Raw genomic sequence first — 24760 nt, forward strand, 5'->3', positions numbered from 1 at the left:
ATGAGAGCACCCAGCACGCGAGGTGCAGCCGCACTCGCGCTCGCAGCCACCGGCGCGCTCGTCCTGAGCGCCTGCGGCGGAGGCGGATTCAGTGGCAGCAGCAACAACGCGCCGCAGAGCACCGGCAAGGGCCCGGTCAAGCTGACGATCATGATCGGCAGCTCCGGCGATGCGGAGACCACGGCGGTCAAGAAGGCGGCCGACGCCTGGGCGAAGAAGTCCGGGAACCAGGTCGAGGTCATCGCCGCGGCAGACCTCGGGCAGCAGCTCGGTCAGGCCTTCGCGTCGACGACCCCGCCCGACGTCTTCTACACCGACGCCTCCAAGGTCGGCACCTTCGCCAAGGCGGGCAATCTCTACGCCTACGGCGACCAGGTGAAGGATGCCGGGTTCCTGCCGGCCCTCGTGCAGACCTTCACCTACGACAACAAGTTCTACTGCGCGCCCAAGGACTACTCGACCCTGGCCCTCGAGATCAACACCGACCTCTGGACCAAGGCCGGGCTCACGGACGCGGACATTCCCAAGGACTGGGCGGGCCTCGAGGCGGTCGCCAAGAAGCTGACGTCCGGGAAGGTGACGGGCCTCGTCCTCGGCAACGACATCAACCGCAGCGGAGCCTTCATCAAGCAGGCCGGCGGCTGGATCGTCTCGCCCGACGGCAAGACGATGACGGCCGACAGCGCGCCCGCGAAGGCGGGTCTGGCGCAGGTCCAGAAGATGATGAAGGAAGGCGTCCTGAAGTTCAGCTCCGACACCTCACCGGCCACCGGCTGGGGCGGCGAGGCGCTGGGCAAGGGTGTTGCCGCGATGACCATCGAGGGCAACTGGATCAGCGGCGCCAAGAAGGACTACCCGAACCTCAAGTACAAGGTCGTGGAGCTCCCCGCAGGACCGGCCGGCAAGGGCACCCTGCTGTTCAGCAACTGCTGGGGCATCGCCGCCAAGTCGCCGAACCAGGGGCAGGCGGTCGACCTGGTGAAGTCGCTCATCACGACGGACCAGCAGATGGCCTTCGCCGACGCCTTCGGCGTCATGCCCTCCACCGAGGAAGGGGCCAAGGCCTTCGCGGCCAAGTACCCCGAGTCGCAGGCCTTCGTCGCCGGTGGGCAGTATGCCCAGGGCCCGGTCAACCTGCCCGGCTTCGACGAGGTGATGGCCAAGTTCAACTCCGAGCTGGCCACCATGGGCAAGGGCGGCGACCCGAACGCGTGGCTCGCGGAGCTGCAGAAGAACGGCACGGCGGCGCTCGCCGGCTGATCCCCCGTGTGGCGTCCGTCCGCCGCCCACCCGACGGGCGGACGCCACCCCATCGCGTCACTGATCCCACAGGAGGGCACCATGGCCCGCATCGACGACGAGCGTCCGGTCGAGGACCTCGTCACTCCCGCGGGGGCGCGGGCCGGCCAGGTGGCCTCGGCCTCGGCCGGCGTTCCGACCGGTCAGGCCGGCGTGCCGGGCGCTCGCCGCAGCCGCACCCGTGGCGGCCTACGCGGTCGTGAGGGCACTGCGGGATGGATCTTCGTGGCCCCGATGATCATCATCCTCGGGCTCTTCCTCGTCATCCCCATCGGCATGGCGCTGTGGGTGAGCTTCACCAACTGGCAGGGCAACACCAACCCCTTCGCGGTCGGTCAGGGCACCGACGTCGTCGGTCTGAAGAACTACACCGACCTCTTCGCCCGGGACGGGCTGACCCGCGACAACTTCATGCAGTCCATCGGCAACACGTTCTACTACGTGCTGCTCGTCGTTCCACTGCAGACCGTCCTCGCGCTCGGACTCGCCTTGCTCGTCAACAACTCGATGCTCAAGGGCCGCAGCTTCTTCCGCACCGCGTTCTACTTTCCATCGGTGACCAGCTCGATCGCGATCGCGACGGTCTTCCTGTTCCTCTTCTCCAACACCGGCGCCGTCAACGCGTTCCTCAGCTTCTTCGGGATCGACGGGCCGCAGTGGTTCAGCGACAGCCGGGGACTGCTGCACCTGGCCTTCAACGCCGTCGGGGTGGACAACCCCGGGTGGGCGCAGGGCCAGGTCCTCGGCCGCAGCATCTGGGACTGGCTGTCGGGCCCGTCCGTCGCGATGTTCGTCATCATCTTCCTCGTCATCTGGACGACGTCGGGCACCTTCATGCTGATGTTCATCGCGGCGCTGCAGGACCTTCCCGTCGAGATCGACGAGGCGGCCGCCCTGGACGGCACCACCGGGTGGCAGAAGCTCCGGCACGTGACGCTGCCGATGATCAAGCCGGCGCTCTTCCTCGTCATCACGCTCGGGCTGATCGGGACGTGGCAGGTCTTCGACCAGATCTACGTCATGGGCAAGGGCGCTCCGGCGGGGACGACGCTGAGCCCGGCGTTCCTGTCGTACCAGCAGAGCTTCGGCAACTTCCGCTACGGCTCGGGGGCGGCCATGGCCTTCGTCGTCTTCCTCATCATCATCGTCCTCACGCGAGTCCAGCGACACGTGCTCACCGACAAGGACGAACGCAAGCCCCTCTTCGGACTCGGAGGCCGCAAGTGAACGCCCGCACGTCCAACCCCGTGAAGACGATCGTGCTGTACGCGGCGCTGCTGGCCTTCGCCGTCCTGTTCATCTATCCCTTCCTCATCCAGATCTCGACGTCGTTCAAGACCGACCCCGACGCGGCCAACAACCCGCTGTCGCTGGTACCCAACCCGTTCACCGCGCAGGTGTGGCAGCGGATCTTCGGCCAGACCGGCGACGCGTCGGTGCCGGTCACCACGTGGGTGCGGAACTCGGTCCTCATCACCATCGTCGTCACGGCGGCCCGGGTCTTCCTCGACTCGCTGGCCGGCTACGCGCTGTCGCGGCTGCACTTCCGCGGTCGCAAGGCCGTCTTCGCCGGTCTGCTCGCGGTGATGGCGGTCCCGGGCGTGGCCCTGCTCATCCCCAAGTTCCTCATGGTCAACTACCTCGGCATCTACGACACGTACACCGCCATGATCCTGCCCCTCGTCGTCGACGCCGCGGGCGTCTTCATCATGAAGCAGTTCTTCGACTCCGTGCCGGTGTCGATCGAGGAGGCCGCCCGCATGGACGGCGCGAGCATCTTCCGGACCTTCTGGTCCGTGGTGCTGCCCATGGCGAAGCCGGCCCTGATCACCCTGACCATCCTGTCCTTCCAAGGGTCCTGGAACGAGTTCTCCCACTTCCTCGTGGTGACCAGGGGCACCCCGGAGCACCAGACGCTCGTCACCGGTCTGGCGAGCATGACGAGCGGCCAGCTGGGCGCCGGCACGCAGTACCCGCTCAAGCTCGGTACCGCCCTGCTCACGACGATCCCCGTCGCACTCCTCTTCTTCGCCCTGCAGCGCTACTTCATCCGTGGCGCCAACGAGGGAGGCGTCAAGGGTTGAGCATGGCCCCGCGGCCCAGCGGCCCAGCGGCCCAGCGGCCCAGCGGCCCAGTGCCGCAGGCGGATCCGGGATCGCTGGTCACACCAGCGATCGCAGCGACCGCACGTAGCGGTCGGTGATGCGCTGCTGGACGATCCGCCCGGCGGCCCCAGCGACTCGCGTCAGCATGCCGCCCGGGCGCGAGAAGGCCCGCACCGTGAAGGTCACGACGTCGTCGTCGCCGATCGACACGATGAAGGACTCCTCGCCCGACTCGGGGTGTCCGGGCAGCGTCCCGTAGGCGAAGCCGCGACGGCGCGGCTCGTCCAGGACGGCGACGACGCGTACCGGTGCCCGAAGGGACAACGGCCCGGGGCCCATCCGCAGGTCTGCGACCGCGGCAGCGTGGACCTGCGGGCTCGACGGGAGCACCCGCAGACCGGCCCTGCGGTGCACGGCCCATCCGAGCAACGCCACGGCGGATCGCTCGAGGTCGTCGGCCCCCCGACCGATGACGGCCAGACGCCGCAGGTGGTGGTAGCCGGCGGGCAGGCCCTCAACGCCCAGCGTCGCACCCACCTCCGCGTAGGTGAGCGGCGCGCGCGTGAGGCCGGCGAGCCGCTCGCCGTCGAGCAGCTGCGCGTCCATGCGCCCAGCATGCCCGATCGTGCCGGCAGATGGCGGCTGCCATGCTCGTGCTCATGGTCCGATCGGTCGCCCCGTCTCCGCCGTCGTCAGGAGCCGCGACGACGCCGGGTCGCGCCATGTGGGTCTGGGGCTGGAGCGATGCCGGGTCGGTCGTCCGGTTCGCCCGGACCCGTGGAGTGGACACGCTCTTCGTCGCGGTGCCCGCCGACCTGACGACGAGCCCGAGCCTGACGAGGGTGCACGCCCTCGTGATGCAGGCCCGGTCGGCAGGTCTGCACGTCGACGCCCTCGGCGGTGACCCCGGCTGGGTCGACGACCCGACGTGGGCGGTCGACCGCTGGCTCCGACCGGCCGTCGCAACAGGGCTGTTCACCGGACTGCACGTCGACGTCGAACCGTGGACGACGGCAGCCTGGACCACGCGACGGTCGACGACGATCTCCGCGTACCTCACGCTGCTCGACCGACTCGGGTCCGCGAGCGGCACCCTCCCGCTCGAGATCGACATCCCGTTCTGGTTCGACCGGATCACGGCACGTGAGCGGTCGACGCTCGACCGGGAGGCGATGAGCCGGGTCTCGGCGGTGACGCTCATGGCCTACCGCGACACCGCGGTCGGCACGGACGGCACCCTCGACGTGGCCGCGGCCGGGCTCGCCGCAGCCGCCGACCTGGGAAAGCCGGCCCGCATCGGCCAGGAGACGACGCGGCTCGGGCTCGACCCGACCGAGGTCAAGCAGACCTTCCACGGCCAGACCCTGACGCGGATGAACGACCAGCTCGCACAGGTGGATTCGGGGGCCAGCGCATACGAGACGTATGCGGGAGTCGCCATCCACGACTACACAGGGTTTGCCGCCATGACTCCGTGACGGATGCGGCCCACGGCTGTAGGGCGTCGCTCAGCGAGGCAGGCTGCGGATGGGAAGGTCGAACCACCGCAGGTGGTCGAAGTCCACGTTGACGTGGGCCTCGTCGCACGGCTCGGCCGACGCCGCGGCGAGGATCGCGCGCGCGTCGGCCAGGTGTCGGGCGAGCGCGTCCTCGCCGGCCCGCTCGTGCTGCGCCGGGTAGGTGAGGTGGCCGTGCTCGAAGCTCACCTGGTGCAGTCGCAGGGGAGGCTCGACCGGACCGTCGTGGTGCTTCCACAGACCCGTCGCAGGCTCGAAGACGTAGTCGCCGAGCAGGCGCCACCCGTCACGGGCCACGAGCCGGACCGCCTCGATGACGTAGTCGGCGACGACGTCGGAGATGAAGTAGTTGAAGTTGACGCGCACCCAGCCGGGCTTGATTCCCTCACAGCCGCGCCCGATCTCGCGCTCGAACTCGTGGGAGCGCTCGAGGTCGATGCCGAGCAGGTAGTGGCCGTAGGGGCCGGCGCACGAACAGCCGCCGCGGGCCTGGATGCCGAAGAGGTCGTTGAGGACGGCGACGACGAAGTTGTGGTGCAGGTAGCGCTCGCCCTGGCCACGGACGACGAACGACACGATCGACAGCCGCTCGGCGTCGAGGTTGCCGAGGATCTCGATGCCGGGCTCGTCCCGCCAGGCCGCGACGGCGCGCTGGAGGAAGTGGTCCTCCCGGGCGCGGATCGTCGGCGTGCCGACCGCCTGCTTGAGCTTGAAGACGAGACCCGCGCGGATCGCCTCGATGATGGCAGGCGTACCGCCCTCCTCGCGGTGGGCGGGATCGGTCAGGTAGGCGTGGTCGTCGGGGTTGACGTAGGCGACGGTGCCGCCGCCGGGCACGTCGGGCACCCGGTTGGTCATGAGCTCGCGGCGCACGACGAGGACGCCGGGCGTGCTCGGGCCACCGATGAACTTGTGGGGGCTGAGGAACACCGCGTCCTTGTATGCCGCGGGGTCGGCCACTCCGGGTCCGCCACGGCCGTACATCTCGATGTCGACGTAGGGCGCCGCAGCGGCGTAGTCCCAGAAGGCGAGGGCGCCGTGCTCGTGCAGGAGGGAGGAGATCGCGTCGGTGTCGGTGACGATGCCCGTGACGTTGCTCGCGGCCGAGAAGGAGCCGATGAGGAGGGGGCGCTCGGCGTGCTCGACCAGGCGCCGCCGCAGCACCGTGATGTCCACGTGGCCGTCGAGATCCTGGGGGATGACGACGACGTCGGCCACGCACTCACGCCACATGACCTCGTTGGAGTGGTGCTCATAGGGGCCGATGAAGACGACCGGGCGCTGGTCGGCGGGGACCAGGTCGCTGGCGTGCCAACGGTCCTCGAAGTTCGACGGGATGCGCAGTCCGAGGATGCCCACGAGCTTGTCGATGGCCCCGGTGCAGCCCGAGCCGGCGAAGACGACCACCGTCTCGTCGTCACCGCCGACGGCGTCACGGATGGTGCGACGGGCGTCCTCGCGCAGCCGGGTCGTCTGCAGGCCGGTGCCCGAGCTCTCGGTGTGGGTGTTGGCGTAGCGGGGGAGCACCTCGTCGCGGATGAAGTCCTCGATGAAGGTCAGGCCGCGACCCGAGGCGGTGTAGTCGGCGTAGGTGACCCGCCGCGGGCCGTAGGGCCCGTGCATCACCTGGTCCTCGCCGATGACCGCGGCGCGGATGGTGGCGAGAAGGTCGGTCTCCGCAGCTGCCTCCATGACACCGATCATAGCGGCTGGTGATGCTAAAGCGAAAGAGCATAACCAAGTGTTAGGTCATATCCCGCCGATCCGGGGGGCAGGCCCGGCTCCTACTTGGGGTCCGCCACGCAGATGACCGTGCCGGTACCGCCCGAGGAGTCGGCGCTCGTGAAGGCGCCCCGGGCACCGTGCGCCGAGCAGAGGCGAAGAGCGGCGGCCTCCTCGGTGGACACGTCCTTCTCGATGTACGAGACGCTGCCGAGCGAGGTCGAGTCCTTGCAGTCGACCTTCTTGAAGTCGTCGGAGCCGACGGCCGCGACGCACTGACCGGTCTGGATGCCGTGGGTGCCGTCGTCGGCGGTGAAGGCACGGAAGAGGAAGAACGCGAGCATCGCCAGGAGGGGAACCGCATAAGGCTTGAGGCGCGAGAGGCGACCGCCCGGAGCGGCAGTGCGGTCGGGGCGGTCGGTCATGGGTGAGTGGCTCCTGACGGGTCGGTGGCGGGTGCGCCGAGCGCATTCTCCACGAAGGTCCGGCCTTGCGGGCGTTCGACGGCCCGTCATCTTCGCGCTCGCGTCGCATAGGGTCGAGCCCGTGACAGCCATCTCCTATCCACTCGCCGAGCGCACGCTCGCCAACGGCCTGCGTGTCATCGTCAGCGAGGACCACACGGTGCCCAACGTCGCGGTGAACCTCTGGGTCGGAGTCGGCTCCCGCCACGAGACGCCAGGTCGCACCGGGTTCGCCCACCTGTTCGAGCACCTGATGTTCCAGGGCAGCCGCAACGTCGCCTCCGGCGAGCACTTCTCGGCCCTGATGGACGAGGGAGCCCGGCTCAACGCGACGACGTGGTTCGACCGCACCAACTACTTCGAGACCGTGCCGACCGGCGCCCTCGAGCTCGCCCTGTGGCTCGAGGCCGACCGCCACGGCCACCTGCTCGACGCGCTGACGCAGGAGAACCTCGACAACCAGCGGGACGTCGTCAAGGAGGAGAAGCGCCAGCGCTACGACAACGTGCCCTACGGGTCGGCCCTCATCGACATCTACGCCACCGTCTTCCCTGAGGACCACCCGTACCACCACCCGACGATCGGGTCGATGGAGGACCTCGACGCCGCCACGCTCGAGGACGTCCACGCCTTCTTCCGGGCGCACTACGGACCCAACAACACCGTCCTCACCCTCGTCGGGGACGTCACCCCGGAGGAGGGCTTCGCCGCCGCCGAGAAGTACTTCGGACCCCTGCCGGCCATCGAGCTGAGCTGCCGTGCTCGACACCCGCAGCTGCCGCCGCTGGCCGAGCCCGTGCGGCTCGACCGGGTCGGTGACGTGCCCAACGACCGGATCTACGTCTCGTTCCGGCTTCCCGTCGACACCACTCCCGAGTACCTCGCCTGCCAGGTCGCCGTCGACGTCCTCGGCGGCCTCGCGAGCTCGCGGCTCGTGCGTCGTCTCGTCCGCACCGACGAGACGGCCGTGGCCGTGGGCGGCTGGACGATGGGCCTCGTCGACGGTTCCGGTCTGGGCACCATCACCGTGGACGTGTCCGCCGGCGCCGACGTCGACGAGGTCGAGTCCGCCGTGTGCGAGGAGATCCGTCGCTTCGTCGAGGAGGGGCCGGATGCCGCGGAGCTGGAGTCCGTCATCGCGGACACGGAGCGTTCGTGGCTCAGCGCCCTCGCCAGCATCGAGGAACGCGCCGACCACATCAGCCACCACGCGCTGCTGACGGGCGACCCGGCATACGTCAACACGTTCGTCGAGCGCATCCGCTCCGTGACCGCCGAGCAGGCGCGCCTCGCCGCGGCGACCTGGCTCGACCCCGAGGCCCGGGCCGTCGTCCGCTACCTCACCGACCCGACGTCCCAGGACCCCGAGGAGGCCTCATGACCGCCGTCGCCCGCCCCGTCGTCGTCCCACCCGAGCCGTGGGAGTTCCCCGAAGGCAGCACCTACGACCTGCCCAACGGCCTGCGCCTGCTCACCTACGACGTCCCGGGGCAGTACGTCGTGTCGGTCCGGATCGGTGTGCCCGTGTCGTTGCGCGACGAGCCGCGGGAGCGTGAGGGCGTCGCCTCGATCATGGCGCGCACCCTCGACGAGGGCACGGAGAACCACACCGCCGAGGAGTTCGCGCGGCTGCTCGAGCGCAAGGGCGTGAGCTTCGGTGCGGGCATGGCGGACGCGGGCCTGTCCATCGACCTCGATGTCGTCAAGGGCAACCTCGAGCCGGCGCTGGACCTGCTGCGCCAGATCCTCACCGAGCCGACCTTCCCGCAGACCGAGGTCGCCCGCCAGGTCCGCACCCGGATCGCGGAGATCGAGCAGGAGCGCTCGAACGCCGCACACCGGGCCGGGCTCGAGTTCGTCCGCACCTTCTACGCGCCGGAGGACCGGTCGTCCCGACCCACCGGCGGCACCCGCGAGACGGTGTCGTCCATCACCCGCGAGGACGTGGCGGCCTTCCATGCCGAGCACGTCGTCGCTGCGGGCGTGACCCTCGTCGTCGCCGGCGACCTCCGAGGCCTCGACGTGCCGGTGCTCGTCGAGTCGGCTCTGGGCCGCTGGGCGAAGGGCCCCCGCCATCGGGAGCGCCACCTCCAGCACGCCGCCGCCCTCGCACCCGACCGGGGGCGCATCGTGCTCGTGTCGCGACCGGGTTCCGTGCAGACCGAGCTCGTCATCGGAGCGCCTGGTCCGGACCGGTCCGTCGCGGGCGGTTGGGCGCCCTACCCCGTGCTCGGCTTCGTCCTCGGCGGTTCGCCGAACGCCCGCATCGACGCGGTCCTTCGCGAGGAGAAGGGCTACACGTACGGCATCCGCTCGAGCTTCCGTCCCCGTCGCCGCGGTGGCGTGTTCCTCACCTCGGGCTCGGTGCGGGCGGACTCGACCGCGGAGTCGCTGCGGCTATTGGTCGAGATCCTCGACGGCGGCCGAGATGGCTTCACCGACAAGGAGATCCGCTCGGGCGTGGACTTCATCTCCAAGACCGCGCCGGGTCGCTACGCCACGGCCGACGCCATCGCCGACGAAGCCGTCAGCATGGCACTCGACGGTCGCACGACGGCCTTCACCACGGCCAACCTGCGTGACCTCGCGACGGTCGACCGCAGCCGGGTCGACGCGGCCTACGCGCGGTTTGCCGATGGCGCCGGCATCGGAGCTGGCGCTCCGGGCGCCGGGTGGACCATCGTCATGGTCGGGGACGCCACGGCGCAGCTCGACGCGATCAAGGCCCTCGACCTGGGCGAGGTCACCGTCGTCACGGACGCCTGAGCCGGCACGGGGGCCGACTAGGGGCGTGGGTCGAGGGCGCGCTCCATCACGTAGTCGTCCTCGTAGACACCGCCGACGAGGAACCGCTTGGTGCCGACACGCTCGAAGCCGCTCTTGCCGTAGAAGCGCTGGGCGCGCTCGTTCTGCTGGTTGACGCCCAGCCAGACGCCGGCGGCGCCGGTCGCTCGCGCCCACTCCAGGGCCCGGGCCATGAGGAGCGCGGCCGCGCCCGTGCCGTGGGCCTGTGGCAGCACGTAGATCTTCGACAGCTCGACCGTCGGCCGGAGCCGGATCGTGGCCCGCACGTCGTCGTCCGACGGCTCGCCGCGGACGAGCATGGCGTAGCCCAGCACGGTCCCCCCGGTCTCGGCCAGCAGGACCTGCCGGGTGGGGTCGGCGACGTAGTCGGCGAAGCGCTCGGGGGAGAGGACCTCGTCGACGAACGCCTCGACCCGGTCCCGGGTCATCGACGGTGGGCACGCGAGCTCGAACGTCGCGGCCGCGACGGCGGCGACCGGAGAGACGTCCGCCGCGCCGGCAGGGCGGACCGTCGCTCTGGAGACAGGGACGGAGACGGGGACAGAGGCAGTGCTGTCGGTGGGTCCGGTGCTCATGCCGAAAGGCTAGGCCTGGCACGGCACCCCGCCCAGTGCCGACCACCCAGCGGTCTCAGGCCGGCGACGTGCCGATGCGTGAGAGCACCTCGTCGTGCAGCAGGCCGTTGGTCGCGAGCGCGTTGCCGCTCCAGCAGCCGTCCCGCCCGTCGAGGCCGGTGAAGCGGCCGCCGGCCTCCTCGACGATCGCGACGAGCGCCGCCATGTCGTGGACGGCGAGCTCGGGCTCGGCCGCGATGTCGGCGGCACCCTCGGCGACGAGCATGTAGGACCAGAAGTCACCGTAGGCGCGCGTGCGCCAGCAGTCGTCCATGAGGTCGAGGAAGTCGTCACGTCGCCCGCGCACGCGCCAGCCGGCCAGTGAGGAGTACGACAGGGACGCGTCGCCGAGCCTGCCGACCTGCGACACGGAGATGCGTCGGGCCGACGACAGCGAGCGGCCGGTCCAGGCGCCGGAGCCGGTCGCCGCCCACCAGCGACGCTGCAGGGCTGGCGCCGCGACGAGGCCGAGCACGGGCACGTTGTCGACGACGAGGCCGATGAGCGTGGCCCAGACGGGCACTCCACGCACGAAGTTCTTCGTGCCGTCGATCGGGTCGATGATCCAGCGGCGGGGACCGTGACCGGTCGTCTCGAACTCCTCACCCTCCACGGCGTCGCGTGGTCGGGTGCGCTTGAGCTGGTGCCGGACGAGCTCCTCGGCCGCGCGGTCGGCGTCGGTGACGGGCGTGAGGTCCGGCTTGCTCTCCACGACGAGATCGGCTGCGCGGAAGCGTGCCATCGTCACCCGCTCGACGGCATCCGCCAGGACGTGGGCCAGACGGAGGTCATCGTCGTAGGAGGTCACCGGGTCAACCTAGCGGCATCGGCCCGAGCGGGGGAGCGCGGCCCGAGGGCGTATGCCGCTGCCCCTCAGTGATCCTCGGTCGTGCTCCGGCTGCTGAGCAGGCGACGCAACGACTCCAGCCGTGAGGCGCCGGCGGGCCCGGCGTGGCCCTCGGCGACCCAGGCGTCGAGCGCGCACTCCTCCTCGTCGTGGGTGCACCCGCGAGGGCAGCCGTCCGTGCCCGCTGCGAGGTCGGGGAAGTGGTCGATGATCCGGTCGACGTCGATGTGGGCCAGTCCGAACGAGCGGATGCCGGGCGTGTCGATGACCCAGCCGTCGTCCGATCCGTCGGCGCCGCGCAGGCGCAGCGCCACGGCATTCGTCGACGTGTGTCGGCCACGGCCGGTCGTGTCGTTGACGATGCCCGTCGCCCGCAGGGCCCCCGGCACGAGGCCGTTGACGAGCGTGCTCTTGCCGACGCCGGAGTGGCCCACGAGGACGGAGACCTTGCCGGAGAGCTTCGCGCGCAGGGCGTCCAGTCCGGAGAAGTCTCCGTCCTTCCACGAGGTCACGACGTGCTCGACCTCGAGCGGCGTGTAGTTGGCGAGGAACTCGGTGGGGTCCACGAGGTCGGCCTTGGTCAGGGCGAGCAGCGGCACGAGGTCGGCGTCGTAGGCCGCGACGAGGCACCGGTCGACCATCCGCGGCCGGGGCTCCGGGTCGGCGAGCGCCGTGACGATGACCAGCTGGTCGGCGTTGGCGACGATGATGCGCTCGTAGGGGTCGGTGTCGTCGGCCGTGCGGCGCAGCACCGAGCGGCGCTCCTCGATGCGCACGATGCGCGCCAGGGCGTCCGGTCCGCCCGCGAGGTCGCCGACGAGAGCGACGTCGTCTCCGACCACGACGCGGGTGCGGCCGATCTCGCGGGCCTTCATCGCCGTGACGACACGCTCGGGTTCCTTCTTGCCGAGCGAGCCCTTGGGGATCAGGCACGTGTAGCGACCGCGGTCGACGCCGATGACCATGGCGACGACCGCGTCGACGTGGGCGGGGCGTTCCTTCGTTCGGGGCCTGGACCCCTTGCGGCTCGGACGGACCCGGATGTCACCCTCGTCGAGGTCCCGCCAGCTCATCGCGCCCGCACCGCCGGGCCGGAGCGGTCGAGCATGCCCTGCCACAGCCCCACGAAGTCGGGGAGGGTCTTGCGCGTCGTCCCGATGTCCTCGACGTGCACGCCCGGCACGCGCAGTCCGATGATCGCCCCGGCGGTGGCCATCCGGTGGTCGTGGTAGCTGCGGAAACGCCCGCCGTGCAAGGGCGCCGGCGCGATGCGCAGGCCGTCCTCGGTCTCGGCCACCTGCGCGCCGAGGCCGCTGAGCTCCGCGGTGAGTGCTGCGAGCCGGTCCGTCTCGTGTCCACGGATGTGCGCGACACCCCGGATCCACGTCGGAGTCGACGCGAGAGCGGCGAGAGCTGCGACCGTGGGTGTCAGCTCCGCCGCATCGTGCAGGTCGATGTCGATGCCGACGAGCTCCCCACTGCCGATGACGGTGAGCCCAGCGCGGTCGAGCCGCACGTCGGCGCCCATCGTGTCGAGGATCTCGCGGAGGAGGTCACCGGCCTGGGTGGTGTGCTGCGGCCACCCCGGTACGCACACCGTGCCGCCCGCGACGAGGGCCGCGCCGACGAAGGGCCCGGCGTTGGAGAGGTCCGGCTCGACGGACACGTCGAGGGCGTTGATCTCGGACGGCTCGACGCGCCACCTGTTGGGCTCGCTGTCGTCGACGATCGCGCCGGCGTCGCGGAGGGTCTCGACCGTCATCAGGATGTGGGGCTCGCTCGGCACGGGCTTGCCGTCGTGGTGCACGGTGACGCCCTCGTCGTAGCGGGCTCCGGCGAGCAGGAGGGCGGAGATGAACTGCGAGGACGCCGACGCGTCCATCGTCACGTCACCGCCGGTCACGCGACCCCGGCCGTTGACCGTCACCGGCAGGTGTCCGGCGTCGTCGTCGAGGTCGGCCCCGAGCACCCGCAGTGCGTCGATGACGGGCCCCATGGGGCGCACCCGCGCCTGCGGGTCTCCGTCGAGCCGGACCGGCCCATCGGCCAGGGCCGCCACCGCCGGCAGGAACCGCATGACGGTGCCGGCCAGCCCGCAGTCGATGCTGACGTCACCGGTCAACGTCTCGGGTGGGGTGACCACCCAGTCGGGGACCTCGCCGGCCACGGACTCGCCCTCCGCGGCGACGTCGTCGATGCGCACCCCCAGGGAGCGCAGCGCGTCGGCCATCAGCAACGTGTCGCGCGACCGCAGCGGCGCTCGCAGCCGTGAGCGCTCGGTCGCCAGTGCTGCCAGGACGAGGTAGCGGTTCGTCAGGGACTTGCTCCCGGGGAGCACCACCGTGGCATCGAGCGGACCGCGAGCGACCGGGGCCGCCCAGTCCGGCTCCGCCGTCAGGATGGCGCGGTCAGGGGGGCCAGTCGTCACGGACGTCGGGCGAGGGGATGGTTCTGCGGGACTCAAGTCAGCTCACGACGTCCTGGGCTCGGCGGGCCAGCAGACGGGCCTCGCGCTTGGCGGTCCGCTGGGCGTGGCGGGCCTCGCGACGGGTCGTCTTCGTGGCGTGCTGGGCGCGCCACGCGAGGCCCGGGCGGCCCTCCGTGTCGACGGCTGCGAGGAGCAGACCGCCGAGCAGGCCGACGTTCTTGAGGAAGAGGCTGCGGCTCTGTGCCTTGCGGGCGGGGTCGGTCTCCTCCCAGAACGCGTGCTCGATGGCCGTGGTCGGGACGATGGACGCCGCGAGCACGGTCGAGGCCAGACGCGGCATACGCCCCGTTGCGAGGAGGAGGCCACCGCCCAGCAGCGCCGCGCCGTTGACCCGGACGAAGAGGTCGGGATCCTTCGCGGCGCCCTCGACCCCGGGGACCTGGTCGGGCACCTTCTGGAGCAGGTGGGCGGCCTGGTCGGTGCGCGCTGCGGGGTTGCGCAGCGCTTCCACGCCGGCGGCGACGAAGACGGACGCGAGCAGCGGACGGGCGAGACGGCGGACGATCATGCGATTTCCTCCTCTGGCCGCAGAGCGCCGGAGCGCGTCGTGGCCATCGTGGACGTGTGGGCACCTACGGTATCGACATACCCGCAGCCCACGGGACGACGCCCACGCCCGTCCGCTCGAGGTCGCCCCGGCATACGCTGTGGCTCATGTGTGGGAGGTATGCCGCGAGCGCGCGGCCCGACGAGCTCATCGAGGCCTTCGACGTCGAGCAGGACCACACGGGAGAGCCCTCACGCAGCGTGCTCAAGAACCCCCAGACCCCGCCCCCCGGAGAGCCCGACTGGAACATGGCGCCGTCCAAGCAGGCGCCCGTCGTCCTGACGCGCCGGCCAAGGAGCGAGGACGCGAGCGACGACCACGGCGGGGAGGCCCACCCGCTCCGCCAGCTCCGTCTCCTCACCTGGGGGCTCGTGCCGGCCTGGTCCAAGGACGTCAAGATGGGTCTGCGCATGACCAACGCCCGCGCCGAGTCGGTCCTCGGCAAGGGCGCCTTCGCCAAGGCCGCGCTCTCGCGGCGGTGCATCGTCCCGGGGGAGGGCTGGTACGAGTGGCAGGTGTCTCCGACCGCCCTCGACTCCAAGGGCAAGCCGCGCAAGCAACCCTTCTTCATCCACCGGGCCGACGGGGCTCCCGTCGCGTTCGCAGGTCTCTACGAGTTCTGGCGCGACAGGGAGCTGCCCGACGGCGACCCTGGCGCGTGGCTCACGACGTTCACCATCATCACGACCGCGGCCGATCCCGGCATGGACCGCATCCACGACCGCCAGCCCCTCGTCCTCGAGCCGGAGCAGTGGGAGCAGTGGCTCGACCCCGACGAGAAGGACCCCGCCTACGTCCAGGAGGTCCTCGGCTTCGCCGCACCCGGTCGCTTCGAGGCGCACCCCGTGAGTCGCGCCGTCGGCGCGACGCGCAACAACGGACCCGCCCTCGTCGAGCCCGTCCCCGAGTCCGAGCTCGAGGGCGTCGTCGACCCCATGACGGGCGAGGTGGTCGGCGCGTGATGGCCCCGATCCGGGTGTCGGTCCGCGAGATCGAGACGCCGGGCGGCCCCGGACGCGCCCACGTCCAGCGCCCGCCCGGCGCGCGCGGCACCGTCGTCCTCGGGCACGGCGCCGGGGGAGGCCTCGGCTCGATCGACCTCGCCCTCGCCCGTGAGGTGCTGGTCGGGGCGGGATGGGCCGTCGTGCTCGTCGAGCAGCCGTGGCTCGTGGCGGGGCGCAAGGTGGCCGGGCGACCACCGACCCTCGACGCCGCCTGGGTGCCCATCGTCGAGGCGCTCGTCACCGGCCGGGGACGGCTGCCGAGACCGCTCGTCGTCGGGGGCCGCAGTGCCGGGGCGCGGGTCGCGTGCCGCACGGCCGGGCCGCTCGAGGCCGACGCGGCGCTCCTGCTCAGCTTCCCCCTCCACCTGCCCGGGCAACCCGACCGGCTCCGTGCCCACGAGCTCGCCCTGGCGCCCGATCCGTCGTGGGTCGTGCAGGGCACGCGCGACGCCTTCGGCACCCCGGACGAGGTCCGCCCTCACCTGCCCCGGGGGACCGAGCTCCTCGAGGTGCCCGGCGCCCACAGCTTCCCCAAGAGCTCACGCAGCGCCCTCACCGAGGCGCTCACGAGGATCGCGGGAATGCTCCCCGGCTAGGTGTCGTTGCAGGGAGCATGGTCACCTGCCCCACCCGTGCGCCCGAGAGCAGCACGACCGCTGCCTCCGTGCGCGGTCTGCTCGCACAGCCCACCGGTCTAGGCTGGGAGGCGATGGCAAAGGACAAGAAGACCGATTCGAGCGCCGCCCTGCGGCTCGCGGACCCCGAGGACCTCGCCCGCGCCGACGCGAGCGTCGACGTGGCCAGCGAGAGTGAGACCCAGCGGCGGGCGCGCTTCGAGCGTGAGGCGATGCCGCTGCTCGACCAGCTCTACAGCGCCGCGCTGCGCACGACACGCAACCCGAGCGACGCCGAGGACCTCGTCCAGGAGACGTTCGCGAAGGCATACGCCGCGTTCCACCAGTACAAGCCGGGGACCAACCTCAAGGCGTGGATGTATCGCATCCTCACCAACACCTACATCAACACCTACCGCAAGAAGCAGCGGCAGCCCCTCGAGTCGGACGCGGCGCAGATCGAGGACTACCAGCTGGCGCGAGCCGAGTCGCACACGTCGGTGGGCCTGCGCTCCGCCGAGGCGGAGGCGCTCGACCACCTCCCGGACAGCGACGTCAAGCGCGCCCTCCAGGCGATCCCCGAGGAGTTCCGTCTCGCGGTGTACTTCGCCGACGTCGAGGGCTACTCCTACAAGGAGATCGCCGAGATCATGGACACGCCCATCGGCACCGTCATGAGCCGTCTGCACCGCGGCCGGCGCCAGCTGCGAGAGCTGCTCTCGGAGTATGCCGCCGAGCGCGGTTTCGTCGCCGCAGGCACGGAAGGAGGCCAGTCATGAGTGACCAGACGACGGACAGGCCCGACCCGTCGGGGGGTGCGGGGACGCACACCGACTGCTCCGAGGCCCTGCTGCGCGTCTACGAGTACCTCGACGGCGAGCTCGGCCCCGACGAGGTGGCGAAGATCCAGGCCCACCTCGACGAGTGCGGCCCGTGCCTCAAGGAGTACGACCTCGACACGACCCTCAAGTCGCTCATCAAGCGGTCCTGCGAGTCCGAGCAGGCCCCGGAGGCGCTGCGCCTGACGATCATGTCGCGCATCTCCATGACCGTCATCCAGGTCGACCGCGGCTGAAAGACCTGGTGCTCCTCACCGGCAGAACGGTTCGGGCAGCACGACCTCGGACACGACGAAGGCCCGCCCCGAACTGATCGGGTGCGGGCCTTTGACGTCTGCGGCTCAGGCGTTGGGCTTGCGGCCGTGGTTGGCGGCGTTGCCCTTGCGGGAGCGGCGCTTGCGGGCGCGCTTGCTCATCGTCGGCTCTCCTTGGTCCTGCGGATGCTTCGCACCCGACGGGCACGAAGCCCCGATTCTTCCACACGGGCCCTCAACCGCCCAATTCGGAGACAGGGTTGCGTCCCCGACCGTAAAATCTTGGTATAGATCCGTCCGAAACGCGCCGGATGTACTTCCGTGCGCTCGCGCGGTTTGAGATTGTGGGGTAGAGGGAAACCTCAGTTGTTCTGTGCTGCCGCGAGCAACGCCCCTCCATGGCGCACGCATCCGGAACATCGACGCTATCTAGGAGCCCCCAATGTTCGCTGCCCTGCTGTCCGCCCTTGCCTCCAACGACTTCATGACCCGAGCGATGGCATCGCTCGCCAACACCTGGACGTGGGGCCCCTGAGGCACCCTGCTCTTGTCGCACCAGTTCGGTCCCGCTTCCCACCGCGGTTGCGGGACCGATCTGTTGTGTCTTACCTGTAGTCCGTGAAAGACACACCCGCCCAGCGAGCCTCGTCGCCCCGGCTGCTCTGCTACGTCGCCCTCGTCTGCGTCGTGTCAGTCGTCCTCGGGGTGCTGGCCTGGGCCTACGGCCGCCACCCTGAGGCCGGTCCGCTCCTGCTGCTGTCGGCCATGGGTGTGCTGAGCTACACCCTCCGCGAGCCCACAGTCACCTCGCGCATAGGCTTCTCGTTCCTGTCGATCATCCTGCTCGCCTCAGGAGCGATCCTCGGCCCCTTCGGCGCGTGGCTCGTCGGGCTCGCGTCACAGAGCATCGAGCGTGAGTCCCGCATGAGGTGGTACCACCGTGCCTTCAACATCGCGATGAACGGCCTCATCGGTGTGGCCGGCGCCATGGCCTACATCCTGTGCGGGGGCGTCGCGTCGCTCCAGTCGGTCAGCGGCTTCCCCGACCTGGTCAGGCAAGTGGGGCTGCCGCTCATCGTCGCCGACGTGGTCCAGTGCCTGACCAACGCGTTCCTCGTGGCCGGCGCCGTGACCTTCGACCAGCAGGTCCCGTTCTGGGTCTTCGTCCGCCGCATCCTCGTCAGCTCCGGGGTCGCCTACATCGGCTACGGCGTCATCGGGTTCCTCTTCGTCATCCTCTGGTACCCCGCCGGGCTCGGCGCGTTCAGTGCGTTCCTCGTCATGGCGCCCCTGCTCGCGGCCCGGTGGGCCTTCGTCCAGTTCGGTGAGGAGCTGCGCTCCCACGAACGGGTCGTCGAGACGCTCGTCACCGCGCTGGGCACCAAGGAGCCGGCCGCGGTCGAGCGGAGCGCCCGGGTCGCCCAGCTGGCCGAGTGGACGGCTGAGGAGCTCGGTCTGGGGCCCCGACAGATCGCCACCGTCCGCTACACGGCCACGCTCCACGAGGTGGGCCATCTCGGGGTGCCCGCGCGGCTGCTGAGACGGTCCCCTGAAGCCATCAGCGCGGCGGAGCGTCGCGCCATCGACCGGCACTGCGTGGCGGGAGCCCGCATGATCGAGGGCATCGACTTCCTCGAGGACGCCCGTTCCGGCATTCGTCACCAGCACGAGCGATTCGACGGCGGCGGTAGTCCCGACGGCCTCGCGGGGCAGGAGATCCCGGTCGCCGCCCGCATCGTGGCCGTGGCGGCTGCGGTGGAGGCCCTGATGCCGGGACCGGTGGACGTGACACTCCCGGCGCGCGTCGTCGATGCCGCACGCCTGCTCCGCTCTGATCCCGGTCGTTTCGACCCGGCGGTCGGGGCGGCGACGATCGAGGCCCTCGGGAAGCACGGCTGGCCCAGTGGTGTGGGCACCGGGGTGGCAACGTGAACGGCACCCTTCGTCGCGAGCCGGTCGCGCTGCTGGTCGGCCTCCTGGGCCTGGTGACGACCGCCCTGCTCACCCTGGTCGATCGCGACCTCCCCGAGGGCGGCGACGTCGGGGTCGTCTCCGTCTTCGCCCTCATGATCGTGCTGGGGGAGTGGTTCCGGCTGTCCGCTCCCGGCTTCCGTGGCTCGGCGCCGATCGCCACGGCCGCGGCGTTCGGTCTCGCCCTGACCACGGAGGTGCCGGCAGGGCACTTCGTCGGCTACGGGGCCGCCTTCGTCGTCGCCGTCACCGCCGTCGCCATGGTGATCGCCACGGCCACCCGGGTGCTGGCCGGGCGGGAGGTCAGCCTCGTCGAGACCACGGGCCGCTTCGTGGCCACTGCCGTCGTGACGGTCGTGTATCGCAACGTCTACCTGGGCCAGTCGCCCGGCACGGAGGCGCCCTCAGACGCGCTCCCGCCGTGGCAGCGGGCCGCCCTGATGCTCGGCATCTCGGTCCTTGCCCTCGTCGCGGACACGCTCTTCACCTCGGTGCTCCGCGCCCTGTCCGCGACCGCCAACCTCCGGCGCACCTTCGTCGAGGAGGTCCGCTCGTCGTTCGCGATGTCGATGGCGGTCGCCGTCACCGGGGTGCTCATCGCGCTCGCAGCCCCGCCCATGGGGATCGCGTCGGTGCCGCTCTTCCTCATGCCGCTCGTCCTCACCCTCTTCGCGTTCCGCCGTTACGTCAGCATCCGGGCCACCTACCTCCAGAGCGTCCGCACCCTCTCGCGGCTGACGGACGTAGCGGGCTACACCCCGGCGGGCCACTCCGAGCGGGTGGCTGCCCTCTCGGTCCGGGTCGGGCGCGAGCTCGGGCTCTCCGAGCGCGAGCTGCTCGACCTCGAGTACGCCGCCCTGCTGCACGACATCGGTCAGGTCGCCCTCGTCGAGCCGATCCCGGGCGGCGCCACGGTCCTCGCGGCACCGGCCGACCAGCGCCGCATCGAGGCCGACACGGTGGCGATCGTCCGCGAGACCGGTGTCTTCGACGGGGCAGCCCGGATCCTGGAGCACCAGACCACGCCCTACCGCCAGGTGCGCGAGCTCGGCGAGGAGATCCCGCTGACGAGCCGCATCGTCAAGGTCGTCAACGCCTACGAGGACCTCACGGCCGGTGCGCGCAGCGCACGGGCGCGAGAGGCCGCCGTCGAACGCATCTACCTCGGTCTGGGCTACGAGTACGACCCGCGCGTCGTCGATGCGCTGCTCACGTCGATCGGCAACGGGTCAGCCCAGGCCTGAGAGAGCCGTCACACCGCCGCGTCACCCCTTGGGTGGTGGCCGCTGGCGTGCCATCATGGCCACTTCGGGCAACCCCCGTCGCGAGAACGAGCATGCAGGCCAGACCCCCGGCGCTGTTCCACCAGTGAGGGCGCCTGCCCTCATCGTCTTCTGCGAACGAGGTGCTTCCAGCATGAGTGCGTTGCCCATCACCCGGCTCTTCGACCCGAGCGACCCGGTGTTCCGGGTCCACGAGGGCGGGAAGCTCGGGGTGCACGCCACGTCGGCCCTCCGGGACGCCGACGATCTCTCCCTCCTCTACACCCCTGGTGTCGCCCAGGTCTCCCGGGCCATAGCGGCCGACCCCGCGCTGGCCACGGTCTACACGAGCCGTCGCAACACGGTCGCCGTCGTCAGCGACGGCACCGCGGTCCTCGGCCTGGGGGACGTGGGTCCACTCGCCGCCATGCCGGTCATGGAGGGCAAGGCGGTGCTCTTCAAGCACTTCGCCGACGTCGACGCCGTGCCGGTCTGCATGGAGACCGGCAGCGTCGAGGAGATCGTCGACGCGGTGGTGCGGATCGCCCCGACCTACGGCGGCATCAACCTCGAGGACATCTCGGCTCCGCGCTGCTTCGAGATCGAGCGTCGGCTCCAGGCCCGCCTCGACATCCCGGTCTTCCACGACGACCAGCACGGGACGGCGATCGTTGCGCTCGCTGCCCTGCTGGGCGCCGTGCGGGTCGTCGGCAAGGACCTCGCGGACCTCACCGTCGTGGTGTCGGGGGCGGGGGCTGCCGGCGTCGCAGTGAGCCGCATCCTCGTCGCGGCCGGGGTGGGCGATGTCGTCGTCGTCGACTCGCGCGGCGTGCTCGGACCGGGCCGCGAGGACCTCGTCGCGCACAAGCGGGAGCTGCGAGATCTCACGAACCGGCGTGGGGTCACCGGCACGATCGGTGACGCCCTCTCCGCCGCCGACGTCCTCATCGGCGTCTCCGGCGGCACGGTGCTCGAGCGCGACCTCATGCGGATGGCTCCGCGAGCCATCATCTTCGCCCTCGCGAACCCCGACCCCGAGGTGCACCCGGAGGTGGCTGCCCGCTTCGCCGAGGTGGTGGCGACCGGCCGCTCGGACTTCCCGAACCAGATCAACAACGTGCTCGCCTTCCCCGGGATCTTCCGTGGCGCCCTGGACTCGGGCGCGCGCCGGATCACCGAGGAGATGAAGCTCGCGGCCGCGTATGCCATCGCCGGGCTCGTCGACGAGCCGACCGCCGACCGGATCGTGCCGAGCGTCTTCGACGAGCGGGTGGCGCCGGCCGTGGCCGCCGCGGTGGCGGGCCAGGTCGCCGAGACCGCGCGCTAACCCGGCCGGGCGCTCCCGGTCCGACCCGGGCCGGGAGCGTCGTCACCGGGGTCGGTGAGCCCCCGGGCCGCCAGCGCCTCGCCGGTGGATCGCGCGAACGCCACGACATGCACGACCGTCGGCACGACCACGGCTCGCGGGTTGCGGTCGAGGCCGCGGGCGCGGGCCGACTCGCGCACGCTCGAGAACGAGCCGGCCACCCAGGGCACCGAACGCACGACGACACCGAGGGTCAGTGCCACGACCTCGGGGTCGACGACACGGCGGAGCGGCCGCGCCGCGCGCACCGCGCCGTCGAGCAGGTCGGTGACCGGCGTCGTGGCGGTGAGGATCCCGGCTGCGACGAACGCGTTGACGATGCCGAGGACGACGCGAACGGCATACGCCAGGTCGTGGGACCACCACTGGAAGGCCAGGAGGAGGACGAGGACCGGCAGCAGGCCGCGCATCGAGCGCAGCAGGCGGCGTGCGGGCAGCCGGGTCACGACCACGACCCCTGCGAGCGCGGCCGTGACGAGCGCCAGGGGCCACACCGACGCAGCGACCCATGGCAGGACCCCGACGGCGAGGACGCCGGCGAGCTTGGCCCACAAAGGCATTCGGTGCACGACGGAGGTGCCTGGGACGTGGGCGGTGAACAGTCCCGGCTCTCTCACGGCTCGTCGACCAGTCGGACGTAGCGCTCCACGGCCGCTGCAGGGTCACCGTCGAAGACGACCTGTCCCTCGTCGACGACGAGGGTGCGCTCGGAGGCTGCGGCGAGGTCGAGGTCATGGGTCGCGAGGACGACGGTCTGGGGCAGGGCGTCGAGCAGCGCGTGCAGGCGGAGGGTGTTGCGGCGGTCGAGGAGGGTCGTCGGCTCGTCGAGCACCAGCAGGTCCGGGTCGGTCGCGAGGACGACGGCGAGGGCCATCAGCTGGCGCTCACCCCCGGACAGGTCGTAGACGCTCTGGTCGGCGAGGTGGGTCAGCCCGAAGCGCTCGAGCACCTGCTCGGCCGCGGCTCGACGATCGCTGCGTGACCGGTGCAGGCGCCGGAGCGAGAGCTCGACGTCCTCCCGGCCCGTCGGCATGACGAGCTGCGAGATCGGGTCGGTGAAGGCGAACGCCACGTGTCGGCGCACCCGTGCCCCGTCGCGCACCGTGTCGAGGCCGTCCACGGTGACCGCACCCGCGCTGGGGGACACGAGGCCGTTGAGCAGGCGGAGCAGGGTCGACTTGCCGGACCCGTTGGCGCCGATGACGGTGACCCGACGCTGTGTCAGGACGAGGTCCACGGGACCGAGGATGCGACGCGTCCGTCGGTCCGGGGAGCCGTCCACCGGCACGGTGACCGTGGCCCCGTCGAGCCGTACCTCCGTCACTGAGGGATCACGCGCGCGGGCGCAGGAGCACGTCCGAGAAGGCGCGGTGCACGGCGACCGCGGCCACGACCGCGACGACGTCCTTGACCAGGTCTCCGGGCAGGAAGGGCAGGTCGGCGCTCACCGCGGCCGAGAGCGGCAGCCGGAGGTTGACCATGAGTCCCACGATGCCGAGCGCGTGGACGACGACGACGGTGGTGGCGAACGACGCGACGAGCAACAGGGGCACCCAGAGCGCCTGGCGTGCCCGCCGGACGACCACCCGCGCCGCGAGCCCGACGACGAGGGCCGCCACGACGAACGACACGAGGTATCCGGCCGTCGGCCCGCTCAGCACCTGCAGGCCGGACTGGCCGCGGCTGAAGACGGGCAGCCCGACGAAGCCCAGGAGCAGGTAGAGCAGGACCGCGAGGCCGCCGCGGAACGGGCCGAGCACGAGGCCGGTGAGCATCACGGCCAGGGTCTGCAGGGTGATCGGCACGCCGGCCCCGCCGAGCGGGACACCGGGCACGATTGCAGCCGCCACGAGCAGCGCCGTGAAGACGGCCACGAGGGCCACCGACTGCGCATCGACGCCTCGACCAGCCGGACGGTCCGGGACGGACGACGAGGTCTCGGGTGCACGGCCGCGGGGCGCCGCAGGTCCCGGCTGTGCTGGGCTGCGCACGGGCGTGTTGTCTGTCACGGGCAGGACCCTACCGGTGTCCACGGCGGTCACCGGTCACTATGGTGCTGGGATGCTCGCTGCCTACGCCGTCAGTCAGTCCGCCGCCGACCCGCTCTCGGGCCTCGTCGTAGGTGAGCGGCCCGACCCGCAGGCCCGGCCGGGCTGGACCGTGGTCGACCTGCGCGCGGCCGCGCTCAACCACCACGACGTGTGGTCCCTGCGTGGGGTGGGCCTGGCGCAGGATCGGCTGCCGATGATCCTCGGGTGCGACGGAGCCGGGGTGGACGCCGACGGCAACGAGGTCATCGTCCACGCCGTCGTCCCCTCGGACGGCTGGCGGGGCGACGAGACCCTGGACCCGCGCCGCACGCTCCTGTCGGAGCTTCACGACGGGACGCTCGCCGAGAAGGTCCTCGTGCCCACCGGCAACGTCGTGCCCAAGCCCGAGACGCTGTCGTGGGAGACGGCCGCGTGCCTCTCGACGGCGTGGCTCACGGCATACCGCATGCTCTTCACCAACTCCGGCGTGCAGCCGGGCGGCACCGTGCTCGTCCAGGGTGCCGGTGGTGGCGTGGCCACCGCGCTCATCCAGCTCGGCTCGGCTGCGGGCTACCGGATGTGGGCCACCTCCCGCGACGAGGCGCGGGGCCGACGCGCGCTCGAGATCGGCGCCGACCGCGTCTTCGGCTCGGGTGAGCGCCTGCCCGACCGCGTCGACGCCGTCATGGAGACCGTCGGCGCCGCCACCTGGTCGCACTCGGTCAACTCCCTGCGCCCCGGCGGCACCATCGTCATCTCGGGTGCCACGTCGGGCGACGCCCCGGCCAAGGCCGAGCTGACGAAGATCTTCTTCAAGCAGCTGCGCGTCGTCGGGTCGACGATGGGCACCCGCGAGGAGCTGGCGCAGCTGGCTCGCCTCGTCGAGCAGCGCCGCGTCGAGCCGGTGGTCGACTCGGTCATGCCGCTCGCCGACGCCCGCGACGGCTTCGCCCGGATGGTCGACGGTGATGTCTTCGGCAAGGTCGTCTTCACCATCGGCTGACGCCGCCCG

The 24760-nt window shown here is 71.2% G+C and carries 26 protein-coding genes; 14 read left to right on the forward strand and 12 right to left on the reverse strand.

The genetic code is table 11. The features are described 5' to 3' along the window. The 3 genes from AB4030_RS15280 to AB4030_RS15290 all read left to right on the forward strand — a co-directional run bounded on the left by AB4030_RS15280 (window position 1) and on the right by AB4030_RS15290 (window position 3383). Window positions 1-1260, forward strand: coding sequence for a sugar ABC transporter substrate-binding protein (locus AB4030_RS15280; protein ID WP_442280063.1), 1260 nt, complete (start codon window positions 1-3; stop codon window positions 1258-1260). An 81-nt stretch (window positions 1261-1341) separates the two neighbouring features. Further along, window positions 1342-2526 (forward strand): carbohydrate ABC transporter permease, encoded by a 1185-nt coding sequence (locus AB4030_RS15285; RefSeq protein WP_442280064.1) that lies wholly within the window; start codon window positions 1342-1344, stop codon window positions 2524-2526. After that, window positions 2523-3383: a carbohydrate ABC transporter permease gene (locus tag AB4030_RS15290; protein ID WP_442280065.1), complete on the forward strand. Its 861-nt coding sequence runs from the start codon at window positions 2523-2525 to the stop codon at window positions 3381-3383. The genes AB4030_RS15285 and AB4030_RS15290 overlap by 4 nt, the downstream gene beginning before the upstream one ends. A gap of 78 nt (window positions 3384-3461) precedes the next feature. Here AB4030_RS15290 and AB4030_RS15295 read toward each other — a convergent pair whose 3' ends face one another. Then, the gene (locus AB4030_RS15295) at window positions 3462-4010 is read right to left on the reverse strand and encodes a DUF1990 family protein (RefSeq protein WP_442280066.1); all 549 of its coding nucleotides are present in this window, start codon (window positions 4008-4010) and stop codon (window positions 3462-3464) included. A gap of 29 nt (window positions 4011-4039) precedes the next feature. Between AB4030_RS15295 and AB4030_RS15300 the strand changes: the two genes are divergently transcribed. Beyond that, complete coding sequence (locus AB4030_RS15300; RefSeq protein WP_442280067.1) at window positions 4040-4882, forward strand: hypothetical protein; 843 nt, start codon at window positions 4040-4042, stop codon at window positions 4880-4882. A gap of 30 nt (window positions 4883-4912) precedes the next feature. On the opposite strand, the gene AB4030_RS15305 is transcribed toward AB4030_RS15300, so the two are convergent. Together AB4030_RS15305 and AB4030_RS15310 are read right to left on the reverse strand one after the other, a co-directional pair. After that, the gene (locus AB4030_RS15305) at window positions 4913-6613 is read right to left on the reverse strand and encodes an aminotransferase class V-fold PLP-dependent enzyme (RefSeq protein WP_442280068.1); all 1701 of its coding nucleotides are present in this window, start codon (window positions 6611-6613) and stop codon (window positions 4913-4915) included. A 92-nt stretch (window positions 6614-6705) separates the two neighbouring features. Further along, window positions 6706-7068, reverse strand: coding sequence for a hypothetical protein (locus tag AB4030_RS15310; protein ID WP_442280069.1), 363 nt, complete (start codon window positions 7066-7068; stop codon window positions 6706-6708). Between the two features lie 121 nt (window positions 7069-7189). On the opposite strand from AB4030_RS15310, the gene AB4030_RS15315 reads away from it, so the two are divergent. Further along, the gene (locus tag AB4030_RS15315) at window positions 7190-8488 is read left to right on the forward strand and encodes a M16 family metallopeptidase (protein WP_442280070.1); all 1299 of its coding nucleotides are present in this window, start codon (window positions 7190-7192) and stop codon (window positions 8486-8488) included. Further along, entirely contained in the window at window positions 8485-9873 is a 1389-nt protein-coding gene (locus AB4030_RS15320; RefSeq protein ID WP_442280071.1) for a M16 family metallopeptidase, read from the forward strand. Before AB4030_RS15315 ends, AB4030_RS15320 begins: the two co-directional genes overlap by 4 nt. A gap of 17 nt (window positions 9874-9890) precedes the next feature. On the opposite strand, the gene AB4030_RS15325 is transcribed toward AB4030_RS15320, so the two are convergent. The 5 genes from AB4030_RS15325 to AB4030_RS15345 form a co-directional block, all read right to left on the reverse strand. Then, window positions 9891-10487: a GNAT family N-acetyltransferase gene (locus tag AB4030_RS15325; RefSeq protein ID WP_442280072.1), complete on the reverse strand. Its 597-nt coding sequence runs from the start codon at window positions 10485-10487 to the stop codon at window positions 9891-9893. Window positions 10488-10542: 55 nt separating this feature from the next. Continuing rightward, window positions 10543-11334, reverse strand: a complete 792-nt coding sequence (gene hisN / locus AB4030_RS15330) for a histidinol-phosphatase (RefSeq protein WP_442280073.1) — start codon at window positions 11332-11334, stop codon at window positions 10543-10545. A 65-nt stretch (window positions 11335-11399) separates the two neighbouring features. Then, a complete protein-coding gene (gene rsgA, locus AB4030_RS15335; RefSeq protein ID WP_442280074.1) occupies window positions 11400-12446 on the reverse strand; it encodes a ribosome small subunit-dependent GTPase A in 1047 nt (348 codons plus the stop codon). Beyond that, on the reverse strand, window positions 12443-13801 hold the full coding sequence (gene aroA, locus AB4030_RS15340; RefSeq protein ID WP_442280075.1) for a 3-phosphoshikimate 1-carboxyvinyltransferase: 1359 nt from the start codon (window positions 13799-13801) through the stop codon (window positions 12443-12445). The genes rsgA and aroA overlap by 4 nt, the downstream gene beginning before the upstream one ends. 37 nt (window positions 13802-13838) lie before the next feature. Next, window positions 13839-14369 carry a DoxX family membrane protein gene (locus tag AB4030_RS15345; protein ID WP_442280076.1) on the reverse strand — a complete coding sequence of 177 codons (531 nt, stop codon included), beginning with the start codon at window positions 14367-14369 and terminating at the stop codon, window positions 13839-13841. Window positions 14370-14515: 146 nt separating this feature from the next. Here AB4030_RS15345 and AB4030_RS15350 point away from each other — a divergent pair, with 146 nt between their 5' ends. Genes AB4030_RS15350 through rsrA form a run of 4 tightly spaced genes read left to right on the forward strand, consistent with a single transcriptional unit; the run spans window position 14516 to window position 17101 of the window. Further along, window positions 14516-15370, forward strand: coding sequence for an SOS response-associated peptidase (locus tag AB4030_RS15350; RefSeq protein WP_442280145.1), 855 nt, complete (start codon window positions 14516-14518; stop codon window positions 15368-15370). Then, window positions 15370-16008 carry an alpha/beta hydrolase family protein gene (locus AB4030_RS15355; RefSeq protein ID WP_442280146.1) on the forward strand — a complete coding sequence of 213 codons (639 nt, stop codon included), beginning with the start codon at window positions 15370-15372 and terminating at the stop codon, window positions 16006-16008. The genes AB4030_RS15350 and AB4030_RS15355 overlap by 1 nt, the downstream gene beginning before the upstream one ends. A 17-nt stretch (window positions 16009-16025) precedes the next feature. Next, window positions 16026-16805 carry a sigma-70 family RNA polymerase sigma factor gene (locus AB4030_RS15360; protein WP_442280077.1) on the forward strand — a complete coding sequence of 260 codons (780 nt, stop codon included), beginning with the start codon at window positions 16026-16028 and terminating at the stop codon, window positions 16803-16805. Further along, on the forward strand, window positions 16802-17101 hold the full coding sequence (gene rsrA, locus AB4030_RS15365; protein WP_442280078.1) for a mycothiol system anti-sigma-R factor: 300 nt from the start codon (window positions 16802-16804) through the stop codon (window positions 17099-17101). The genes AB4030_RS15360 and rsrA overlap by 4 nt, the downstream gene beginning before the upstream one ends. A gap of 105 nt (window positions 17102-17206) precedes the next feature. Here the strand turns inward: rsrA and AB4030_RS15370 are convergent, their stop codons facing one another. Continuing rightward, window positions 17207-17281 (reverse strand): 50S ribosomal protein bL37, encoded by a 75-nt coding sequence (locus tag AB4030_RS15370; protein ID WP_369791897.1) that lies wholly within the window; start codon window positions 17279-17281, stop codon window positions 17207-17209. Window positions 17282-17737: 456 nt separating this feature from the next. Between AB4030_RS15370 and AB4030_RS15375 the strand changes: the two genes are divergently transcribed. The 3 genes from AB4030_RS15375 to AB4030_RS15385 all read left to right on the forward strand — a co-directional run bounded on the left by AB4030_RS15375 (window position 17738) and on the right by AB4030_RS15385 (window position 21679). Further along, the gene (locus tag AB4030_RS15375; RefSeq protein ID WP_442280079.1) at window positions 17738-19051 is read left to right on the forward strand and encodes an HD-GYP domain-containing protein; all 1314 of its coding nucleotides are present in this window, start codon (window positions 17738-17740) and stop codon (window positions 19049-19051) included. After that, the gene (locus AB4030_RS15380; RefSeq protein ID WP_442280080.1) at window positions 19048-20334 is read left to right on the forward strand and encodes an HD-GYP domain-containing protein; all 1287 of its coding nucleotides are present in this window, start codon (window positions 19048-19050) and stop codon (window positions 20332-20334) included. Before AB4030_RS15375 ends, AB4030_RS15380 begins: the two co-directional genes overlap by 4 nt. Before the next feature lie 172 nt (window positions 20335-20506). Continuing rightward, window positions 20507-21679 carry an NAD(P)-dependent malic enzyme gene (locus AB4030_RS15385; protein WP_442280081.1) on the forward strand — a complete coding sequence of 391 codons (1173 nt, stop codon included), beginning with the start codon at window positions 20507-20509 and terminating at the stop codon, window positions 21677-21679. Here the strand turns inward: AB4030_RS15385 and AB4030_RS15390 are convergent. From AB4030_RS15390 to AB4030_RS15400, 3 genes are read right to left on the reverse strand one after another with little or no spacing between them, the layout of a single operon-like run. Next, window positions 21676-22287, reverse strand: a complete 612-nt coding sequence (locus tag AB4030_RS15390) for an energy-coupling factor transporter transmembrane component T family protein (protein ID WP_442280082.1) — start codon at window positions 22285-22287, stop codon at window positions 21676-21678. The genes AB4030_RS15385 and AB4030_RS15390 overlap by 4 nt on opposite strands. A 44-nt stretch (window positions 22288-22331) precedes the next feature. After that, complete coding sequence (locus AB4030_RS15395) at window positions 22332-23042, reverse strand: energy-coupling factor ABC transporter ATP-binding protein (protein WP_442280083.1); 711 nt, start codon at window positions 23040-23042, stop codon at window positions 22332-22334. Between the two features lie 7 nt (window positions 23043-23049). Further along, window positions 23050-23727 carry a biotin transporter BioY gene (locus tag AB4030_RS15400; protein ID WP_442280084.1) on the reverse strand — a complete coding sequence of 226 codons (678 nt, stop codon included), beginning with the start codon at window positions 23725-23727 and terminating at the stop codon, window positions 23050-23052. Between the two features lie 52 nt (window positions 23728-23779). On the opposite strand from AB4030_RS15400, the gene AB4030_RS15405 reads away from it, so the two are divergent. Next, on the forward strand, window positions 23780-24751 hold the full coding sequence (locus AB4030_RS15405) for a zinc-binding dehydrogenase (RefSeq protein ID WP_442280085.1): 972 nt from the start codon (window positions 23780-23782) through the stop codon (window positions 24749-24751). Window positions 24752-24760: the final 9 nt, after the last annotated feature.

Source organism: Terrabacter sp. 2YAF2 (assembly GCF_052114705.1).
In the GTDB taxonomy this organism is placed as follows: domain Bacteria; phylum Actinomycetota; class Actinomycetes; order Actinomycetales; family Dermatophilaceae; genus Terrabacter.

Coding starts and splice junctions, on each gene's coding strand:
- AB4030_RS15280 (WP_442280063.1), top strand. CDS start 1: ATGAGAGCACCCAGCACGCGAGGTGCAGCCGCACTCGCGCTCGCAGCC.
- AB4030_RS15285 (WP_442280064.1), top strand. CDS start 1,342: ATGGCCCGCATCGACGACGAGCGTCCGGTCGAGGACCTCGTCACTCCC.
- AB4030_RS15295 (WP_442280066.1), bottom strand. CDS start 4,010: ATGGACGCGCAGCTGCTCGACGGCGAGCGGCTCGCCGGCCTCACGCGC.
- AB4030_RS15300 (WP_442280067.1), top strand. CDS start 4,040: ATGGCGGCTGCCATGCTCGTGCTCATGGTCCGATCGGTCGCCCCGTCT.
- AB4030_RS15305 (WP_442280068.1), bottom strand. CDS start 6,613: ATGGAGGCAGCTGCGGAGACCGACCTTCTCGCCACCATCCGCGCCGCG.
- AB4030_RS15310 (WP_442280069.1), bottom strand. CDS start 7,068: ATGACCGACCGCCCCGACCGCACTGCCGCTCCGGGCGGTCGCCTCTCG.
- AB4030_RS15320 (WP_442280071.1), top strand. CDS start 8,485: ATGACCGCCGTCGCCCGCCCCGTCGTCGTCCCACCCGAGCCGTGGGAG.
- AB4030_RS15325 (WP_442280072.1), bottom strand. CDS start 10,487: ATGAGCACCGGACCCACCGACAGCACTGCCTCTGTCCCCGTCTCCGTC.
- rsgA (WP_442280074.1), bottom strand. CDS start 12,446: ATGAGCTGGCGGGACCTCGACGAGGGTGACATCCGGGTCCGTCCGAGC.
- AB4030_RS15345 (WP_442280076.1), bottom strand. CDS start 14,369: ATGATCGTCCGCCGTCTCGCCCGTCCGCTGCTCGCGTCCGTCTTCGTC.
- AB4030_RS15350 (WP_442280145.1), top strand. CDS start 14,516: ATGTGTGGGAGGTATGCCGCGAGCGCGCGGCCCGACGAGCTCATCGAG.
- AB4030_RS15355 (WP_442280146.1), top strand. CDS start 15,370: ATGGCCCCGATCCGGGTGTCGGTCCGCGAGATCGAGACGCCGGGCGGC.
- AB4030_RS15360 (WP_442280077.1), top strand. CDS start 16,026: ATGGTCACCTGCCCCACCCGTGCGCCCGAGAGCAGCACGACCGCTGCC.
- rsrA (WP_442280078.1), top strand. CDS start 16,802: ATGAGTGACCAGACGACGGACAGGCCCGACCCGTCGGGGGGTGCGGGG.
- AB4030_RS15385 (WP_442280081.1), top strand. CDS start 20,507: ATGAGTGCGTTGCCCATCACCCGGCTCTTCGACCCGAGCGACCCGGTG.
- AB4030_RS15405 (WP_442280085.1), top strand. CDS start 23,780: ATGCTCGCTGCCTACGCCGTCAGTCAGTCCGCCGCCGACCCGCTCTCG.